General features: G+C 43.0%; 12 protein-coding genes, 3 tRNA genes and 1 rRNA gene. 9 read left to right on the top strand and 7 right to left on the bottom strand.

What is annotated here, in order from left to right:
* Nucleotides 1-189 precede the first annotated feature (189 nt).
* The 6 genes from J4526_01395 to J4526_01370 all read right to left on the bottom strand — a co-directional run bounded on the left by J4526_01395 (nt 190) and on the right by J4526_01370 (nt 5,336).
* Entirely contained in the window at nt 190-1,497 is a 1,308-nt protein-coding gene (locus tag J4526_01395; protein ID WFO75569.1) for a phosphoglucomutase, read from the bottom strand.
* An 11-nt stretch (nt 1,498-1,508) separates the two neighbouring features.
* Nucleotides 1,509-2,651, bottom strand: a complete 1,143-nt coding sequence (locus J4526_01390) for an NDP-sugar synthase (GenBank protein WFO75568.1) — start codon at nt 2,649-2,651, stop codon at nt 1,509-1,511.
* Between the two features lie 73 nt (nt 2,652-2,724).
* Nucleotides 2,725-3,216: a magnesium-dependent phosphatase-1 gene (locus J4526_01385; GenBank protein WFO75567.1), complete on the bottom strand. Its 492-nt coding sequence runs from the start codon at nt 3,214-3,216 to the stop codon at nt 2,725-2,727.
* A 56-nt stretch (nt 3,217-3,272) separates the two neighbouring features.
* Nucleotides 3,273-3,379, bottom strand: a tRNA-Thr gene (locus J4526_01380).
* 101 nt (nt 3,380-3,480) lie between these two features.
* A tRNA-Gln gene (locus J4526_01375) sits at nt 3,481-3,577 on the bottom strand.
* Between the two features lie 52 nt (nt 3,578-3,629).
* Nucleotides 3,630-5,336, bottom strand: a complete 1,707-nt coding sequence (locus tag J4526_01370) for a radical SAM protein (GenBank protein WFO75566.1) — start codon at nt 5,334-5,336, stop codon at nt 3,630-3,632.
* 272 nt (nt 5,337-5,608) lie between these two features.
* Here J4526_01370 and J4526_01365 point away from each other — a divergent pair.
* Together J4526_01365 and J4526_01360 are read left to right on the top strand one after the other, a co-directional pair.
* A tRNA-Val gene (locus tag J4526_01365) sits at nt 5,609-5,686 on the top strand.
* A gap of 170 nt (nt 5,687-5,856) precedes the next feature.
* Entirely contained in the window at nt 5,857-6,216 is a 360-nt protein-coding gene (locus J4526_01360) for a DUF3227 domain-containing protein (GenBank protein ID WFO75565.1), read from the top strand.
* Nucleotides 6,217-6,332: 116 nt separating this feature from the next.
* Here the strand turns inward: J4526_01360 and J4526_01355 are convergent, their stop codons facing one another.
* Nucleotides 6,333-7,775, bottom strand: coding sequence for a hypothetical protein (locus tag J4526_01355; protein ID WFO75564.1), 1,443 nt, complete (start codon nt 7,773-7,775; stop codon nt 6,333-6,335).
* A 291-nt stretch (nt 7,776-8,066) separates the two neighbouring features.
* Between J4526_01355 and J4526_01350 the strand changes: the two genes are divergently transcribed.
* The 7 genes from J4526_01350 (at nt 8,067) to J4526_01320 (ending at nt 21,161) form a co-directional block, all read left to right on the top strand.
* Complete coding sequence (locus J4526_01350) at nt 8,067-8,540, top strand: hypothetical protein (GenBank protein ID WFO75563.1); 474 nt, start codon at nt 8,067-8,069, stop codon at nt 8,538-8,540.
* Nucleotides 8,541-8,760: 220 nt separating this feature from the next.
* On the top strand, nt 8,761-14,457 hold the full coding sequence (locus J4526_01345; GenBank protein ID WFO75562.1) for a DUF2341 domain-containing protein: 5,697 nt from the start codon (nt 8,761-8,763) through the stop codon (nt 14,455-14,457).
* 238 nt (nt 14,458-14,695) lie between these two features.
* A complete protein-coding gene (locus tag J4526_01340) occupies nt 14,696-15,214 on the top strand; it encodes a hypothetical protein (GenBank protein ID WFO75561.1) in 519 nt (172 codons plus the stop codon).
* 469 nt (nt 15,215-15,683) lie between these two features.
* Nucleotides 15,684-17,303, top strand: coding sequence for a type II/IV secretion system ATPase subunit (locus tag J4526_01335; GenBank protein ID WFO76277.1), 1,620 nt, complete (start codon nt 15,684-15,686; stop codon nt 17,301-17,303).
* 22 nt (nt 17,304-17,325) lie between these two features.
* On the top strand, nt 17,326-18,183 hold the full coding sequence (locus J4526_01330; GenBank protein WFO75560.1) for a type II secretion system F family protein: 858 nt from the start codon (nt 17,326-17,328) through the stop codon (nt 18,181-18,183).
* 5 nt (nt 18,184-18,188) lie between these two features.
* A complete protein-coding gene (locus J4526_01325) occupies nt 18,189-19,181 on the top strand; it encodes a hypothetical protein (GenBank protein ID WFO75559.1) in 993 nt (330 codons plus the stop codon).
* A 470-nt stretch (nt 19,182-19,651) separates the two neighbouring features.
* Nucleotides 19,652-21,161 (top strand): 16S ribosomal RNA (locus tag J4526_01320).
* Nucleotides 21,162-21,203: the final 42 nt, after the last annotated feature.

The raw sequence follows: 21,203 nt of genomic DNA, 5'->3' as shown, positions 1-21,203 counted from the left end.
TTGCAGGTATTATTAGAAACTTAGATCGAAGAAGTCTTAATTAATTTTAGACAATATTAAAGATCAGACTCTAGAAACAAAGTGAAACTGGGGGACAAACAGTAAATGACTGATGTGCTTCATGAAATTGTCGTTGATAGGTTTATCTTGGCAATTTATATTGGGTGTATTGGTGGAGCAACTATGTTCTTAAGATAATGTTTTATGGATTATTTGTATGAGTTTTTCTATGTTTTGTGCGTATGCGTCAATTAATACTCTTGTGGTGCTTGTTACAGGATCTATTGTTAGAACTATATTTTGGCCTAATAGTTTTAATCTACAACCACCAATGTAGATTCTACAATAATCTGTTTCACGACACGTCTTTTCTATTGCTTCTCTCAAGCTTAGTGGCGTTTCGATCACATAGTATCTTGGTGTTGTAAATGATTTCAAGATTGTTGATAGCTTCTTTTCCGTTACTGCTATTACCTCTAGTACTTTTAGCATAGTAAGTATGCCATCATAACCTAGTGATAGTATTGGATGAATGTATTCTCCAACACCATTAAAACCTAGCACTGGCCTTATTTCAACGGTTTTATTAAGCATTGCTCCATCAATTATATCAGTTTCAACAACTTTGATACCCTTGTTTATAAGAATATTCTTTATGAAGCCGAAGACGTCTTTAGAATACACTACACGTGAATCTTTAGCGAATCTTAGACTCATAATAGCCACGACTTCTTCGGGAAGAAGAGCTCGTCCTCTATCATCTATAATTAGTATCGTTGACGCATCGGTATTGAATACCACTCCTATATCTGCATTTGTTGCTCGAACAACATTTGATACCTTAATTATGTCTTCTTCTAAGGGGTACATTAATTTTCGGTAGACTGGGGGCTTCATGGTATTTAATGATATAAAGTCTATTCCCAAGTTTGAGAGCAATTGGGGTAAGACTTTGTCGCTGGGTCCATAACCTGTACTAATAACTACTCTTGGTTTCCTACTCATTATTGCATCGGAATCTATTACTGAGAGTAGTGCTGAGGAATATAGTTCATGTATGTACTCTGCATAAACAACCCATCCAGTATCCTTCGGATCAACTCGTTTCACCGTGTTTTCCTTCACAATATTTTCGAGCTCTTTACCCACAAGCTCGTGGCCTGGCGAAGTAAATATTCTTAATTGAACGCAGTCTTCTCTCAAGGGGTAAGCTGAGACATTTACTCCCCCACGTGCGCCAAACCTCTTTATAGCATAAGAGATCTCGCCTGCAACAGCCTCATGGAAATCCATTACTTCGACTCCAGTAGACATAAGACCCGAGATAAACGCTCTCTTAATCATTCTTGAAGCAGGACTATAGTCTCTTCCACTAACAACAAGAGACTTAGGGCCGTACCATGTACCCATTATTGCTCCTATGCGTGCAGCATCTTCTGGTGTAAGCTCTATATTAGGTCTTCCAACAATTCTTCCTTTAACTAAGGGTATAGACATAATTATTCCACCTATCCTGATGGTCTATAATAGGTTTCTTCTTGTAAAGTAGTTTGTGGCGGGATATTAGTCCAAGGACCTATTGTTGAAGAGAATATCTTGGAGCCATTACCTATAGTTACATCATTTGTTATAACTGAGTCATGTATTCTAGTATTCTCGCCTACAACAACTCTCTCCCATAATACGCTATATGAAATCCTTGACCCCCTCTTTATTGTGGTGTCATCCTCTATAGATACATAAGGTCCGATTATACAGTCTTCCTCAATAACTACATCCCTACCTATATATACAGGAGGAATTATTTTTCCGCGAATATCGCTCGTTCTAATAATCTCTATTTTCTCTTCTTCATGACACTCTATGTTTCCTACCCTAATGCCGTGGATGTTACATGAAAGAATATCCCATACAGTTTTCTTGTAATTATGTATTCGCCCAAGGTCCTCCCAGTATGTATTGGGATGCATAATCCATCCGTAAACCCTATATTTATTCTCTATAAGGTACGGGAATACATGTTTACCCCAGTCCATTAACGAGGGATTATTTCTAAGTATTTGTAGTACATCGTTGTTAACCATGTAGAAGCCTGTATTCACTAAATTAGCGTACTGTATGCCTTTAAAGATCCTGTTGTAAGCCATTGTTAATATGTAGATTTCCATGGAGACGGGTTTTTCGACGAATAATTTGATTAAACCATTTTGATCAATAACCACCATACCGTAGTGTAGTGGATTGTCAACTTCCTTCAAAGCTATTGACGCAATACCGTCTTTTTCTATGTGGAATTCGTAGAATGCCTTAAAATTGGCGTTGCATACTACATCACCCATTGATACTAGAAAATGATCTATATCTGTTAATTTATCTCCTATAAGCCTTATAGCATCAGCTGTATCTCTCGAGTCAACAAGAGCAACTTCTATATCTCCGGGATTAGTTTTCTTATAGTACTCGACTATTTGTTCACCCAAATACTTGGCTACAACTATAAACTTATTGAAACCATTTCTTCGGAGCCACTCTATTATGTAGTCGATTACAGGCTTCCCTGCTATGGGTATGAGTGGTTTTGGTTTAGAGTAGGTTAAAGGGCGTAGCCGTGTTCCTTTACCGCCTGCCAAAACTACTGCAAGTCTAGTCAATATTATGTCTCCTGTTAGACATTATATTGCCTGGGAGAACTAATTAACTTAATGTATGTTCGGTAATCTCGATCTATAAGAGACATTGTATGAAGTTACTCAGCTCAATAAAATCTTTAACATCATACCACATATGTATGAAATGTATATTTCCAATAACCTTCTTTACTTCATTAACATGGATATCACGGTCATCAATGTATATGATGTCTCTAGGAGAAAACCTTGTTTTGAAGTAGTGGGATATAATTCTTAGAGCTTTTTCTAGAACAAGTTCCTTAAAGGGCATGTCTTCTATAAACAAGTAATCAAAATACTTTAGGATACCAAGCGTTTCTAAGGCTTCTCTCGCAACACTATATCTATTCCAGCTTAACACACATACGACAAGACCTAATGTGTCTAGTTTCTCAAGGAACAATCTTACATTGTCGTATAGACATAGTTTTTCTCCAAAGGAATCCACAATACAATTGTTGTCGACCCTCCGAAAAGGAGGAGTCATAGAGGAGACATCTTCGTGGTCCCAGAGAGTGCCATCTAGGTCAATAAATACTGTCTTCATAGATTACGCCCAGAATAGGATATTGTTTAGGATTACTTAAGAAAACTGATGGAAAATGGAGCCGCCGGCGGGATTTGAACCCGCGACCACCGGCTTTCTCGGGGCGACCTCGGGGCTATAGGCCCGTACAAGGCCGGCGCTCTACCGGCTGAGCTACGGCGGCTCCTAAGACTGTTCTCCAGTAGATAATGCATTATGTATGTAGGGATTATAAAATTATGGGTTTTGGGTGTTATGTCCGAGAATGATTTGTAAAAAGTAATATGGTAGCCGGGCGGGGATTCGAACCCCGGTCACGGGGGTTCTCCCCGGTGGGGCCCGGGCCAGAGCCCCGCATCCTTGGCCGCTAGACGACCCGGCTACTTCGTGTTTTAGTGTATTTAGTGTAAGGGGTTTAAAACTTAGTTTTCTTTCTACTTCTTCAGTGCTTGCTCCAGTATTCCTTCATAGGTAGTCTTGTAGAGTTCTGTTGATTCCAGCTTCTTCCTGTCCCGGACATACTTCTTTGTAACAACATCCTCGGGGTAGCCGTGCTTTCTAGCCCACTCCTTCAAGGGTACACCATACTTCTTGTGGATTGCATCACGGTATATGTCGTCGAATATATTGAATGCACAGAACGGGATTAGTCTGCCATCTGGTACAGCATAATGTATATTACACCTCATTACACGCTGTATATCGTAGTTATAGAGATCCATGAAGTGCATCATTCCCAGGAATAGCATCTTGTAGTGTAGCTCTGCTAGTGCTTCATAGTTGCGTTTAATAATGATGTTCAGGAGGATCTTGAATAGATCGAACTCTTTAGGCGCTTTAGAGGAGTCGATAAACTTCCTTATGGAGTACAGTAGCTTCAATCCAACAACAATTCTACTAGATCCTGATACAAGGTCTTCCCATTTCTCCTTAAGGTACTCTAGTAGGCCCTCTACGTCGACAAACCGGGTTATCGGGATGAGACGGGGTATCGGCTTGGATTTATCGACGTAGACATAAGTCGCTGCTCCACAGACAGGATGGTTGTCCATCTCGAATTTGAATTCACCACTAAATCCTTCAATAAACCTCGAGAAGATGGCGCTTACGGGTACTGGGAACCAGTCTTCCTTGGTTATCTCGCCGTCGGTGCCTTCTTCAATTTTCTTTAATGCATCAGGTATAGTTATCCTATACTTTGCTCTCTCACGTTTCTTCATCATACCCGTTAATGATATTGGCTGGAAGTTTACTCCTCTTATAACATCTATGTGTTTTGCCGCAAATCTTATTATAAGACCTAACTCATGATCGTTTATACCACGTATAACTGTTGGGACCAGGACCGTGCTTGTCATACCAGATTTTCTAAATACTTCGAGGATATACGGGATCTCCCAGTGGTTCTTCCAGTTCGTTATAGGTGTAACACCATCGAAACTTAAGTAGACAGTATTTACTCCTGCTTTCCTTAGACTACGGGTGTACTCTATTGCTTCACTTGGATTCTCCCAGTATAGAGCCGAGAACTTAATACCATTTGTATTTAATTGTATGTGTCTAACACCTTCAGCCTTGAGGGCTCTAACGATGTCTACTAGATCATCTCTAAGTGTTGGCTCGCCCCCTGTTAATTGAACGGCTATTGTGACGCCCTGTTTCTTAACGGCTCTAATCATTTCTACTATTTGTTCGAGTGAAGGCTCATAGACAAAACCAGCGGCTTCAGCGTAAAAGAAACAATACCAGCAGCTCAGATCACATCTGTTTGTAAGTACTATGTTTACAAGAGCTGTATGGTTTTTATGGAGAGGACATAAACCGCAACTGAATGGACAAACATTTTTTAAGGGAGTATAAACATGTCTTGCTCCACGACCCTCAGGATCCCATTTAATGAACTTCTTGTATAAAGCGACATCGCCATAATATAATTCCTCTATTTCGCCGTGTTCGGGGCACACCCTCCTAATGTAGAGTTTGCCTTCACGCTCAATTATAATAGCCGGCAGAACCCTGTAGCAATAGGGGCACACGCTCTGCGTCATATTGACAAGCTCTTCACCCTCGCGAACGGCCGGGAGAGTAAAAGCAATTTCTCCCGCCTTTTTAGTGAGTTCTATACCAATATTCAGTGTCATGGGCAACACCATGTATAGTATGGAACGAATATCAGTCTGTTATGCATTATATTTTATGTATTCAACCTCATAAATACTACATTTAACTTTAAATACTTTCCCTACCTTACCCACCTACATAGATTTAACCGAATAAAATATAGGGTTATATGGATGTAGTGGGACTGAATCGGCAAAAATAGCTAATAATGTAAAGTAGCTAAAGACTTATAAGACCTGATACTTGCACAATAAGACAATAGAGACTCCGAGGTCGTAACACGGGTTCGCAAGGGCCCGTCGTCTAGCCCGGTTAGGACGCCGCCCTTACGCGGCGGAGGTCCGGGGTTCAAATCCCCGCGGGCCCACCACAACTCTTTTAAGCATGTCAAGGGGTGGGAGATTCTACTTACTATATAAATCTATCTGCCCTTTAGTATTACCTTGTAAACCAAGCAACCCCTAATACAATTCATAGACTAGTAAAATATTGGGTGACAAGTATGATAGTTTGGCATCTAGATGTTGCAGAGGGTTTTTTATGGACAAAGGGAAACGGAGGACGCTAATAATGCTGAAGAATGATTTCAGTGTACTAATAGCACAACTACTACCTGGATATTTGAGGCTCATAGATGCTATCATACGTGCAAAGTATGGTGTAAGGGCAATCGATTTACTATTCGATAACCCATCGAAACTCTACAATGCGCTGAAAGAATATTATGGTGATGAAGCAAGTGCTGAAATGGCGTTTTTCGAAGTATTCCTAAGACCCCTAGTGAGGTTATTAGGGTACAAGGTAACGGAGCACGAGCTTTTACAGAAAATAAAGAATGGTGAAGACAAGGAAGTTGTACTTAAGATCCTTAGTCTTTATTCATCCGAGAAAGCAAGCTAACATGACTCACTAACTATTAACATATTTTAGTATAGAGTCGAGATTCTGTGTAGTATGCTCTTGATATAATTTGTTGGTTTCCTGATATTGAAAATTCTTGAGGAATGAAGGTGTAATTACAGTTTCTTGGCGTCTTCGCGTAAAGCCTGGGCTAGGTATCTTTTTAGTTCTTCTTCAGTGAATACAACGGTTTTACCGTGTAATCCCCTTATGGTTACTTGTTTCTTTGCACATAATGGATCACGGCACGAGGTTTTTATTAGGTAGTCAGCGAGCGCCTCTTTTACTCTGAATGCGGATGTTTCTGCTGCAGTCATTGTCCATAATGTTAATACATTGTTTAACTTGTTGTATAGGAGTTGGTTGTATATTAATGATGATGCTATCTGTTCTCTTTCACCGTGTAGTGAGAGGAGCACATCTGAATCAACGTATATTACTAGCTGCGGACTAGATGTGTTAACTAATTCTATTTCGATACTGTATAACTCTTCGAGAGAATAACGGGCAGGATTTATAAAGCTAAATTCAACTAATTCTTCGAGTGCATTGTATAGCTTATTTAGTTCCTCTTCTTCGAGACCATAGTCGCTTAGGGTTAGCCAAAAGATTTCTTTGAATACCTGCATTGTAGAGGCATAACTTATTACAAGAGTCTTGATCTTATTCTTTAGGATGAAGTGTGAAAATAGCGCAAATGATAGTTCGTCATATTTTAGCATGGAGGGTTTCTCTAATAGAATTACTGAGTTCGAGCTGATTTTACCCATGACGTTATCTATTTCTTTGATGCCCATCTTATAATATTTGATCTTCATTTTCTTAAGGGTTGTACTTACTTCCTCTAGTGTGGGTGGCATGAATACTCTTATTCCCTTGCCGGGTATGATCCTGAATGGTATTTCAGCTATTGTTATTGGTGCGCCACGGAACTTTCTTAACTCCATAGTTCTCACAAGGAGACCATGTGCGATCCTATGCTTCATTATGATTACTATGTCTACTACGAAGTCTATGCCCCCGAACCCTATTTTCTCTTCACCGAACGGCAGATCAGCTATTAGCACCAGTAAGCCATTAATCAAGTGCGGCACGTCATAAAGTACTGATTGCAGGAATGATCTTGCCTTAGGTTCTTCGAATATCTGTATCATAGGGGTTATTCCATCAATTACTACTACATTTGCTTTATACTTGGCGACAAGATTCATTAGATCTCCTACAAAGCTATCTAAAGCTGAGCGGGATGTTATTAGTGGGAACCTGACATAGCGGAATAGACCTTTTTTCTCGAGTTCCTCGAAATTCATGTTAAAGTTCTTCATGTGTCTAATGAATTTTTCTTTATGTTCACCGAAAGATATGAAGAGGCATGGATGGCCATTTATGGCGTTTGAATAACATAACATTGAAGCGAAAGTTGTTTTACCTGCACCTGGATGGCCGGCAACGAGTATGCTTGTACCAGGGACTAACGCGTACGAGTAATACTTGTCAAGCCCCTCTACTCCGAACAAGAATCTTTTACTTAGTTTTTCTTTTTGTTCAAGTGTCTCCATATCCATCTACTCCAGGAAAACATACCTTGTATAACATAAAATTACCTGGGATTATATGTTTTTATAAAACCAAGATATATTTATAGATTTACAAGTATAAATAGCTCAATGTACATAAACTCATGATACATGGGTTCTATAGGAGCATTTTTCGAGCATATGGTTCCCATGAATACTCCATGAATATAATGTTTTATTGGAAGCTAGGTTTACAAAGCACGAAAACTTTAAGCTGATAAATAGGAATAGCTAGAAGATGAAGTCAAGATTCTTCTATGAGGTAGAATAGTATTGGTTAAGAATACTAGGAAAGCAAAAGCGATAAGTGAAATTGTATCATCTTTACTGTTGGTGATAATTGTTATTTCTACAAGCACACTTGTCGTATTATATGTTTATAGAAATATTGAAGCCTATAGGTCTAGAGTTCAAGAAGAAATAATTACGGCCGAGACGTTGCTCAAGCAGACAATAAATATACTTTATGTACTAGGGAATTCTACGACAAACAATGTATCAATAGTATTTGCTACAGGAGAATACCCTGTAAGAATATACGGTATCTTGATCAACTACACAGTTGCAGAAAACTATACTGTCATAAAGGGGGATTGTTGGGTTGAAGACGGATACTTAGTGTGTAATGCTAATAACATGGTTGAAATAATGGTGAGAAGCCCTATAGAATTGTCTCCTTATACACGTATCAATGTCATAATTGCTTATGGGGCAGGCGAGGCAGAAGCCTGGGGGGATGTTATCTAACCTAATATGCATTAACACCTTGCTACTGTTTCTACATTAAGTGTTCTAGTTAACTAGTTAACAGTAAGGAATAAGATAAAAAGACACTAAATTAAGTAAAACCAATGATAATGAATTTACTTTTAACTGTTAAGTTGTTGAAGTCCTAACAATATACCATGTATACAATTTAACCTTAATATCTACTTTAAATAATAATATATACCAAGGGGAATGTTATTTGAGGCGAGGAATGAAAAAGAAAAGGAAAGGTATATCGACTGTTGTTGGTGCAATATTGTTTCTAACGATTATATCTATGTCATTAATTATTGTCACCATAGGTATGACTATGCTTGAAGCTTACACTAAGGTTCAAGAAGAGAGAATTAATATGCTTATTAAGCAGGCTGAGATAAGTAGATCCGTTTATGTAACTTGGTTATTTCATAATGACACATATACTCTTGATATTAATCTCACGAACACGTATTCTGAACCAATAAGACTTCTTGGCGCGCTGGTTGTATATGATGATAAGAGTTATGATTTGATAACCGGTAATGTAGGTATATCTTTAGCTGGGAGAGTAATTAGGGTTGCTCTGTATTATCGTGGAACACTTGTTAGGGAATGGACTGGTGGTGCTGGTTTTTCTTTCCCATTTTGGCTTGGCACGGGATATACGCTTGTGATAACTATTGATACTAATAACAGGAAACCTTTAACAACAAGATTTGTCACACTAGTACGTGGTATTGTAACAACCGTAAGTAAACAACCCCAAGTAACAATAGTACAGCCAACACCTACAATACAGCCTACTATAGTTTGGACAGAACCCCTCAGATTTAGAATAAAAATAGATATTACGTCGCCGTTTACGAGGCTAAACTGGCCATTTGCGCTAAGAATAAACTTCTCGGCTCCACCAATAAACTTCGCCTATACTGTTGATCCACGAAGTATCGTAGTAGTTGATGCACTAACTAACGAACGCGTACCAGTAAACAAAACCTGGGTTTCGGGGAATGTCTACTGGCTTGTCTTTCCAGTAAACTTATCGGCAAACATACCACATACATACTACATATATTTCGATAAAGAGATCCCTCCAGACTTTAAGCCTCCTGAACCCTATCCCATTGGTGTGGCTTTACCTATCAATGGCAGTATCGAGGGCGTACACGTCAACTTGGACTACGGGGTCCCCCGGGGAACCGGTTGGAACGGGAATTCCTACGTTCTCTTAGTAATGCCTGCTAATACGTTGAAGGAACTAATGGTATCGGGTAGTATTGTGGAACCAGATACCAACACAACGTTATCCCATAAAATCCCATATTTTGATGGTACACTATATTATGTAAACATAACCAGTAAATACAGTATAGAAGTGTACTCAGCTGGAACCCCGGGTCTTGAGTCATTAAAGAACAATGAAGTAATAGCTTCTCTTTGGGGTGTTGAAACAATAGACATGATTATTTATAGAGACACCGGGACAAGCCATGAGATACCATATGATGAAATAACATGGAACGGTACAGTAGGTCTTTGGGATCTTGTTGGATGGAAATATAGGACAACAATACTCATATCAAATCAAGAATCATATACACTGACAAACTATACTGTAAGAATAATACTTAGTAACACGAATTTCCATGAATGGGACGGACTAAAAGACGATGGATCGGACATAAGGTTTTCATTAGATCCTAAAGGAAGACATTTACTGAACTACTGGATAGAATACTTTGACAAAAAAGCGAAATTCGCCATACTTTGGGTTAAAATACCCGAGATCCCCGCCAATACAACAATAAGTATCTACATGTTCTTCGGAAACCCAAATGCATCCATCGATCCTGCTCTATATGGCCCCGAAAAAGTGTTTCTCTACTATACTGATTTCAATGACCTAATAAACTGGATAGTGAACTATAGTCAAGGAAGCCATGAAGTAGTAAATGGGTTACTACACCTAGATACAATAGATGTAAACGAAACCAATAAGGCATCACTCATATTAAATAGACTATGGAGTCTTGATGACAGTGGTTTAGCTGTAGGAGGAGCGTTAAAAGTCTCGGCAACGAGGTATTGCCTAAAGATAACTATTAGTGTTGGTGATATTAAGACTTCGCTGCCCTACTACCCCTTCCTATTACACCTGAATTTAACAGGACTCATAGGAGGAGACTTCATAAAACCTGATTTATCCAACATACTATTCGTTGATGAAAACAACAATACTCTACCATTCTATATAGTTAAAGATGAACAGATAAACTATAGTGACGTATGGGTTTACGTCAGACTCGATAATGTAGAGCCAAATACTAACAGGACAATATACATGTTATTCGGCCCAGGAATTACTTCACCAAGCTATGATCCTGTTGTTGATGTTGGTCTTGTTCTTGGTTATAAGTGGCTTGATGTTAATGATGTTGACTACTTTTATCCGTATCATATTCTCCGTGAATGGTATGATAATGTGTGGGCGCCACAAATAACAGACCTGTACCCAGGATATTGGAGCGACGCTGGTAGAGATGCATTCGACGGATGGGGATACCCGAGTTATTACTTTGGCGATAGACAGCGTAGCGGTTGGGGAGGAATAGGTACATACTGGTACATCATGCAACCTGATATGAATAGCATTCATGGAAATAGGTATGCTGGTTCCGCTGACGAGAATTTATATCGGTGGGTTGAACCCCAAGTGTATAGTGCTTCTAGTGGTTCAGCTACATGGTATGCTATAACGTTCATGCCAACAGGACCCGTACTTGGATGGATTATTATACCAGACGAGTATGCTTGGGTTAACAGGTATCAGTTCAGCATAAAATTCTACGGCGATCTTGGTAGTGATGGTGGTACTGATGGTCCTTACTCGTTTAGTGCTACATTGCTTGATGGTAGGACTATAACTTTCTACATGACAAACGATGATAATTATGGTACGAGCGGCGATCCAAGAATATGGTACATAGGCATAGCTGGTGTGCAAGAAGAACAAGACAGGTGGTACATGGATAGAAGAGTTGACGATTCGTGGATGGGGTTCCACGGCATAACAAAACCGGTAACAATGTATTTAGTTGTCGGCGACATTAACCCCGATAAGCTGGCAGAATGGATTACAAACACCACAAGCTACATACCACCATGTAGGTTATCTGCTGGTTATACTGTTACGGTAGAATATGACTTGAAAGCCATGGCTGGTATCACGATTTTTCCAGAGGATTATATTGAAACACCTGGAATCACGGCATCGCTATCAAGTATTAGCATGTACTCTGGGCTAATAATACTCGATGATTCGTGGAGTAGTGATAGTCCCTGGACACCTGCTTCGCCAAGCGAGTTAACTATGTGGCAAAGAATTGAGATCAGTTACTATAATGGTGTCATCCATGGTTTCTGGATAAGCAATAGGACCAATGGGGTAATACTCGAAAGCACAACATTGAATTTAAGTCTAGGTAATAGAGTATACGTCGGTGTTACTTCATCTCACGGGGAAACAGCTCAGCTAGTCGGTGTTTTCGATTATATCTATGTCAGGAAAATAGTGTACCCGGAACCAACATATGACATCGGGGTCACGAGCGGCTATGCAAACATAACACTAATGAGCAAAGTAGTACTGTACAGGACAGGCGACATCTTATTCCAATACAACTCCACACTACCACCATTCCTAGGCTTTGGAGAAAAAATGCTTCCAATAACTATTAGTGTTGGTGATATTAAGACTTCGCTGCCCTACTACCCCTTCTTAATACATTTGAACTTAACAAAATTCATTAGAGACGGGCTTATAGACACAAACCTATCCAACATAATGTTCGTTAATGAGCACCTCGATCCTATACCTTTCTACATAGTTGGGAATGCAACACCGGATTACAGCGATGTATGGATTTATGTTAGACTCGATAACATTGAACCCAACACTAATAGAACTATATACATGTTGTTCGGAAAAGGAATAAGCAGGCCTAAATACGATCCTGTTGTTGATGTTGGTCTTGTTCTTGGTTATAAGTGGCTTGATGTTAATGATGTTGACTACTTTTATCCGTATCATATTCTCCGTGAATGGTATGATAATGTGTGGGCGCCACAAATAACAGACTTATACTCAGACCGCTGGGTTGATGCCGGTAGAGATGCATTCGACGGATGGGGGTATCCAAGATATAGTTTTGACGATACAACATCTCCAGCCGAGTACTGGTATATTATGCAGCCTGATATGGATAATGTTCATGGGAGTACTTCTTATGGCTCAAGTGACTCTATCTTGTATCGTTGGGTTGAGCCTCGAGTATATAGTGCTTCTAGCGGTTCAGCCACATGGTATGCTATAACGTTCATGCCAACAGGACCAATACTAGCATGGGAGTTGCTTCCAGATGAGTATGCTTGGAGGAATGCACAGGTTTTCTCTGCAAGGTGGTATGGTGATCTTGGTAGTGATGGTGGTACTGATGGACCATTTTCGTTTAGTGCTACATTGCTTGATGGTAGGACTATAACTTTCTACATGACAAACGATGACAATTATGGTACAAGAGGCGATCCAAGAATATGGTACATAGGTATAGCTGGTGTAGCGGATGAACAGGACAAATGGTATATGGACAGGAGATATGACGATTCATGGATGGGGTTCCATGGTATAACAAAACCTGTTCTAGTAATGCTTGGTGTAGGTGATATTAATCCTGATAGGTTATCGGAGTGGATAAGGAGTGTTGTAGGATACATACCGCCGTGCAGGTTGTCAGCGGGATACAGTGTTGCTGTGGGCGAGGTTACTAGTGTTCCTTTACGTAGTGAGATAGCGATTAATCCATGTATAGGTATTGGTAGTGGTGATAGTAGTAAATGGATCTGTATACTATGTCGTGCGGGCAACGAGACATTTAGTGGTGTGATAAACGCTTCAGATCCTGCGTTCATAGAGAGACTTGCTGCAAACGACTTCTTGTTCCTCTATTTACCAAGCTATAGTTTTGAGATAGTTTCTATAGAGAATAACCCTGAAGCGGGTAGGCCATCAGTATTGAAGGCAACTATATCGAATCCTAATGACTACGATCTCTACGACTATCAAGTCAAGATAAACCTGGCCGGCACATTCCTTGAAGACAAGTATCTAAGGGTCTACAATGACACCGAGTTCAAGCACGAGATCCCATTCGTCTACGAGTATAGTAACGGAGAGTGCGGTAGTGACCCACCGTCAAAAGCAATCTGGGTTAAAGTACCCTACATCCCTGCCAGAGGCTCCACAACAATATACCTCGTTCCCGCCGATTCACCGGCCCAATGGAGTCCAAGAGACGTTTTCGACTTCTACGACGACTTCACAAGCCTAGTCAACTGGACCACAATATCCGGGTCATGGACTATCAGCGACGGCGTCCTCAAGACAACATACAATGGACACAATGAGATACAGCACGACTCCTTCATAGTAGTCAACGGAGTCATAGAAGTCAGGTGGAGGAGAGAAGGAAACTACGGGCCAATAATACTTGTTAGAACACAGGACAACATGATAACATACTCAATTGATGCAGGCAATCTCTACGAGCTCGCCATAGGCTACGACGGCGATACAGACACTGATAGAAGAGACTACCAGACACTATCATCAATAGGAAGCCCTGAGGACATAGAAGCATACACATGGTACAGAACAATAATCAAGGTACGTGGATACAATATAGAAGCCATACTAGTCAAAGAAGGAGAAGGCACCATAGTAGAACTCACAGCGACAGACACCAGGCTCCCATACGGAAAAATAGGCTTGTACGGATACTACCCCAACGTATGCTTCGACTGGATACGAGTAAGAAAGTACGCAGACCAAGAACCCTATGTATTTTTAGAAGAAGGATGAGAATAAAGTAGAATAATATTTTCAAATTTTCTTTTCCCCAATAGTTTATGCTAAAGCATTTTCTCTCGTAGCATCAATTATTCAAAAATATGTTTAATCGATTTGGGTACTACTAGAATAATACCTATGTATACTATTACTACAAGTAATACTTGAGTAGGAAGACTACAGAGTGCTTATAAATACATAATATACAATATAGTAACAGGGATACATATACGGGGCAGGTGGGCCGGATATGAACAAGACCATAAAGAAAATAAAAGCCCTATCACCAGTAATCTCAGTACTCCTATTAGTAATCATAGCGGCAGTAGCATCAGTAATGCTATACGTGTGGTTTAGCGGATACTTTGCATCACAAGCTGGAAAAGCAACAACATTTAATGCAATATCGGTAACCATAAAGCAGGCAACAGTTATTGGTGGGAGTTCACCTGTAGTATCAGTTGCAATAGCTGTTCAAAACCTAGCTGATGAACCGGTTCAAGTAGACCCTAGTAATGGTATAACTGTAACAATAAATGGAGTGACAGTAGCTAGCGGTTTAACCGCAATTCCCAGTAGTACAGTAACAATTGAGCCAGGTAAAACTGTAACAATACTCCTTACAGGAACGCCACAAGACGCAAATGGAAACACTATTACGATAAACTCAGGTGACTCTGTAGAGATTAGTGTATTAGTACAAGCTACAGGTTCCTCAACCTCTGCCACATATAGCGACTCTGTATCAACAATAGTTACTGCAAGATAACACTAAGAATATTATTTAATGTCCATTAATATTTTTTCATAAAGATTCTTTTCTTCCATATATACTGATTAACTAAATACAACCATACATTTATACTACAATGAATGTAATATTCAAATAATATTAGTATAATTTATTAAATCGGTATAATAATAAACTCTTTGTATCTAATTCTTGATATAGAAGTAATTATGTGTATTGAATTTTAAAAGATTAGAAATCCATAATTATATACTTGGTGTAGTTATAATAATAATGTAGGAGATCTGTAATTTATGAACAATGGTGGGTATGTATATTGAATGAAGTACTAGCTGCTAAAAGTATTGGTGTTCGTGAGCTTGCCCGGTATAGTGTGTTGGCTAAGCCTCCTGTTGTTGTCCGTATTATTGAGGGTTTTGATGGTAGGCGCAGGTATGTTGTTGAGGAGCCTCGTTTAAGTGATCGTGGTAAAAGGGTTCTTGACGATATTACTCGGAGGATTGTCCGTGATGTTAGTTTGCTTGAGAAGATCTCTAGTGTTCTTGATTTCGAACTTGGTTTAGGGATTGCTTCTGAAATAGTGAATAGTCTTGTCAGGGAGAGTTACTCGGCACGGTTTGCTCTTAAGTGGAATCGTTTTTGGTCTTGTGTCCATCGGGGTTTTTGCGAGCGTTCCTTGTCTCAGGGTATCTCTGAGTTTTTCTCGAGTATAGGCAGGGTTTTCAGGCTCAAATTTGGCTTCACTGGGGCTAGTTCTCCTAGGCTATACGAGTTTCTTGATCGTGTGAACTGGGTTCTCGGGGAGGCTAAGGCCCGGGTTTGTGATTTCTTGAAGAAGTATTTTATCGAGAAGTTTAGTGGTCTTAGCGACGAGGATATTGAGGGTATTGCTTACTATATTGCACGTGATTTCGTTGGCTATGGTAAGATAGATCCTTTGATTAGGGATAAGTTTGTCGAGGACATATCCTGTAATGGTATCAAGGAGCCTGTCTACGTGTTCCATCGTGACTATGAGTGGCTTGAGACAAATGTCATTTTCAATAAACCACATGAGCTGGAGCGTGTTGTCTCCAAGCTTGCCCTGAGGTGTGGACAGGAGATAAGTATTGCTCGCCCGGTAATAGAGGGTGTGATCAAGCCTGAGGGCTATCGTGTTAACCTTGTGCTTGACGTGGTGTCTCGTAGAGGGCACTCGTTTACTATAAGAAAGTTCCGTGCCGAACCGTTTACAATAATAGAGTTAATCAAGAAGAAAACCATAAACCCACTTGTAGCAGCCTACTTGTGGATAGCGATAGAGTACAAGCAGGGAGTAGTAGTTTATGGGCCAACGGGATCAGGCAAAACAACACTACTAAACGCGTTGGCATTACTCCTGCCTCCTGAATACAAAATAGTAACTGCAGAGGATACCCCTGAGATCATGTTGCCGTTTCATGATAACTGGATGGCGATGGTGACTAGGCTTAGTAGTGACCCGAATGTGCAGAGTGTTACATTGCAAGCACAGGTAGAAGCTGCTCTTCGTCAGCGCCCCGACGTGATTATTCTCGGCGAGATAAGGTCCAGAGAAGCCTATAGTTTCTTCCAAGCAGTATCCACTGGTCATGGCGGGTTAACTACTGTTCACGCGGAGGATACCGAGACTCTCATTAATCGTCTCGCCGCTCCACCTATGAATGTCCCTAAGTCTGTTATTGCTGCCGTTAAAGCCTTCGTGTTTATAGCTAGACTTTCAACCCCCAAAGGGTTTGTGAGGAAAGTCATTAGGATCGATGAGGGTGTTGGTTATGATCCTGATAAAGATAAAGTGATCCTGAAGCCTATTATCAAGTGGGATCGCTATGAAGACGACTGGTATATGACTTCTAAGGAGAGCGCGATGCTGAAAGCTGTTTGTGAAATCACTGGGCTCAAGTACGAGGAGGTTTTCGAGGACCTTATACGGCGTGCCACGGTGATTAACTGGGCGGTGAAGAGGGATTTCGACCTCGTCATGTTCCATACGATTGTGCGTAGGTATAGTCGTAACCCCGATGAGGTTTTCAAGCAGGCCGTTAAGGAGGCAGGAGTTTATAAGATAAAGATTAGGGAGACAGGGTAGCTGGGAGGAAGGGTGCTATGTAATGAGTTATCTTCTCGTGGAAGCTAATCCTGTCGCCAGGTTTCTGCGTAGATATGAGGTGTTGGAGAGAGCTATTCTTGGTTCCGGGATTTCACGTAGTCCCGATCGCTATATAATATTCACGTCTTGGACTGTTCTTGGTCTTATAGCGTACTCGTTTCTGTTCACACTATTCCTGTTCTCGAGAATAGTTCCTCTATGGCTTTCCCTCCTAATTGCCATATACATAACGGGGTTTATTGTTACACCCTTGTCCCTGGCACTTGCCATAGGTATACCTCTTCTTGTGTACAAGAATAGGGGTAGTAAGATAGAAACGAAGTTTATGATACTAGCGCTCTATCTTACATCACTTCTAGCTGGTGGTATGACTATATCTGAGGCTTTCAGGGAACTAGCTACTACGCATAAGGAGGAACTTGTTTATTTTGATGTAGAGTTGAGGCTGATAAACTATAGGCTTAGGATCGGGGAGCCTGTGGATAAGGTACTGGATGATGTCGCTAGGATCACGCCTAGTCCTTCTCTACGCGAGCTATTCCAGTCTCTCGCAGCGGCTAGTCGTGTCGGTTCAGCCACACTTGATATCGTTAATACTGCTGTAGCGGGTTATCTCGAGAGATTCAATATCAGGCTTGATAAGGAGGTTAATTCTCTCAATATTACTCTCGACTCCTATGTTACTGTGGCAATGACCACGCCGATCATTATTGGCGCTATGGCTCTACTCTATGCTATGTCTGGGGAGTTTGGGCAGTACATGCAGATCGTTATGTTGACTACTTTTGTTCTCTTACCGTTATTCTCTATAGTGACGTTGATCATGGCGGACTCTATTGCTTCTAGAATGAGGTTGTGATAGCCATGATGAATAAGACGAGGCTACTACTTACCTTCGGTGCCAGTGTAGCGGCAGGAATAGTAGCTATGGCTGGATGGTATTTCCTAGTCGTCCTCCTAGCGAACAAAGTCTTTGTTCTACCGAGTATTGGAGGTGTGAACTTCACGGATATAATAATCTCTGTTAGACCCTATTCTCCAAGCGAGATCGGGAATAATGTCCTTTACTTGCTTGGCGTATTCCCTATACCGGGCGTACTCGGGTTATACATGTTCTTCACAGTGGGGCTCATAGGATTCCTTGTGCCATGGGCTATCGTGTCTGGGAGAGTATTCAAGGAGATGGATGAGCTTAGACGCCAAGTTTTCGAGGTGTTGCAGCTAGCAGCAGCTTATGCTCGTACGGGGGTTTCTCTACCTGATTCACTACTGAACATATCCGAGACAATAGGCCCGCCTCTAGGCCCTAGGATCAGAAGCTATGCCATGTTGATTAAGGTGCATACACTTGGGCCTATCGAGGCTTTCAACAAGGTTTTCGGTGACCTACCACGTGACTTGAGGACACTCCTGGGCATCCTCCACATCGCTGTTAGGGGTGGTAGACCGTCGGACGTCATTAGGGCTGCTGCATCACTGGCATCGAATATAAGGCGTTTCGATGAAACAAGAATGTCTAGGCTATCGGGTACGAACGCTGTTATATTCGTGGCTGTATTAGCCTATGCTGTTACATCAATTATAATGACTAAGCTAATGTCGATAATAACGAGTATAAGCCAGGAGACGGGGGGAGCGGCTGGCGCAGCCCAGCTCTTCGCTATCACGATGCCTATAGAACACATAATGGTGATTTACTATCTCTCATCACTAATACTCGCAATCCTCGGAGGCTTAATGATAGCTAGAGTGGTAAAGGGTACATCGATTGTTGCATTCAGATACCACCTGATATTCTTCATAATAATATTCCTCTGCTTCCTATTCCTGCCACCGATACTCGGCACAATAATATAGTATATAGCTTGGAGGTATGACGCCCTAGTAACACTGCATCAATACTATAAAATATACTCTTATCCATTAAGCCACTATACCCGGAGAATATTACGTGGGAAGATTTAAGAGACCTAGAAAACACACTATACTAACGAGCCCCGCGGCCCCGGCGGCGGCAAGGCTACGACACCGGGCTAAGCCCGGGCTTATGGATGAGTAGCTGGTCTCCTGCCGCGGGGATAAGACCAAGAAAAATATATACCCCTCCTACTCAATCCTAGTATTGCAGAATCACGCTCACGCAGGAAATCAGATGGAGACCCAAGCCCCCCAGGGGACCTATGCCCCCGGTGAATGGGGGCGCTTACCCCTGGGACGCTTGGGTCTGACAAGGGCTGGCGTCCACGCCCCTCCCTCCCTCTTCTAGGGAGGGAGAGTGCTGGCCCAGGGTAGAGTGCCCCGCAACCACCCCACCCCTTGCGGCCGTCACTCCGGTTGATCCTGCCGGACCCGACCGCTATCGGGGTGGGGCTAAGCCATGGGAGTCGTACGCCCCGCCGCTGCGGGGCGTGGCGGACGGCTGAGTAACACGTGGCTAACCTACCCTCGGGACGGGGATAACCCCGGGAAACTGGGGCTAATCCCCGATAGGCGAGGAGGCCTGGAAGGGTCCCTCGCCGAAAGGGCGTAGCGGGGGTTATCGCCGCTACGCCGCCCGAGGATGGGGCTGCGGCCCATCAGGTAGTTGGCGGGGTAACGGCCCGCCAAGCCGATAACGGGTAGGGGCCGTGAGAGCGGGAGCCCCCAGATGGGCACTGAGACAAGGGCCCAGGCCCTACGGGGTGCACCAGGCGCGAAACCTCCGCAATGCGGGAAACCGTGACGGGGTCACCCCGAGTGCCCCCTATACGGGGGCTTTTCCCCGCTGTAAGAAGGCGGGGGAATAAGCGGGGGGCAAGTCTGGTGTCAGCCGCCGCGGTAATACCAGCCCCGCGAGTGGTCGGGACGATTATTGGGCCTAAAGCGCCCGTAGCCGGCCTGGCGCGTCCCCTCCTAAAGCCCCGGGCTTAACCCGGGGATTGGAGGGGATACGGCCAGGCTAGGGGGCGGGAGAGGCCGAGGGTACTCCCGGGGTAGGGGCGAAATCCTATAATCCCGGGAGGACCACCAGTGGCGAAGGCGCTCGGCTGGAACGCGCCCGACGGTGAGGGGCGAAAGCCGGGGGAGCAAACCGGATTAGATACCCGGGTAGTCCCGGCTGTAAACGATGCGGGCTAGGTGTTGGGCGGGCTTAGAGCCCGCCCAGTGCCGCAGGGAAGCCGTTAAGCCCGCCGCCTGGGGAGTACGGCCGCAAGGCTGAAACTTAAAGGAATTGGCGGGGGAGCACCACAAGGGGTGGAGCCTGCGGTTTAATTGGAGTCAACGCCGGGAACCTTACCGGGGGCGACAGCAGGATGACGGCCAGGTTGAAGGCCTTGCCCGACGCGCTGAGAGGAGGTGCATGGCCGTCGCCAGCTCGTGCCGTGAGGTGTCCGGTTAAGTCCGGCAACGAGCGAGACCCCCGCCCCTAGTTGCTACCCGGGGCTCCGGCCCCGGGGCACACTAGGGGGACTGCCGCCGTTCAAGGCGGAGGAAGGAGGGGGCCACGGCAGGTCAGCATGCCCCGAATCCCCCGGGCTACACGCGGGCTACAATGGCGGGGACAGCGGGTGCCGACCCCGAAAGGGGGAGGCAATCCCTCAAACCCCGCCGCAGTTGGGATCGAGGGCTGCAACTCGCCCTCGTGAACGTGGAATCCCTAGTAACCGCGCGTCATCATCGCGCGGTGAATACGTCCCTGCTCCTTGCACACACCGCCCGTCGCTCCACCCGAGGGAGGGAGGGGTGAGGCCTGGTCCCCCGGGGCAACCCGGGGGGCTGGGTCGAACCCCTCCCTCCCGAGGGGGGAGAAGTCGTAACAAGGTAGCCGTAGGGGAACCTGCGGCTGGATCACCTCCCGCCAGTAAAGGCTGCAAGGCGGGGTGGTTGCGGGGTACGCCC

This window comes from Desulfurococcaceae archaeon MEX13E-LK6-19, from assembly GCA_029637525.1.
In the GTDB taxonomy this organism is placed as follows: Archaea; Thermoproteota; Thermoprotei_A; order Sulfolobales; family Desulfurococcaceae; genus MEX13ELK6-19.
This window is presented reverse-complemented; position numbering and strand designations above follow the sequence as displayed.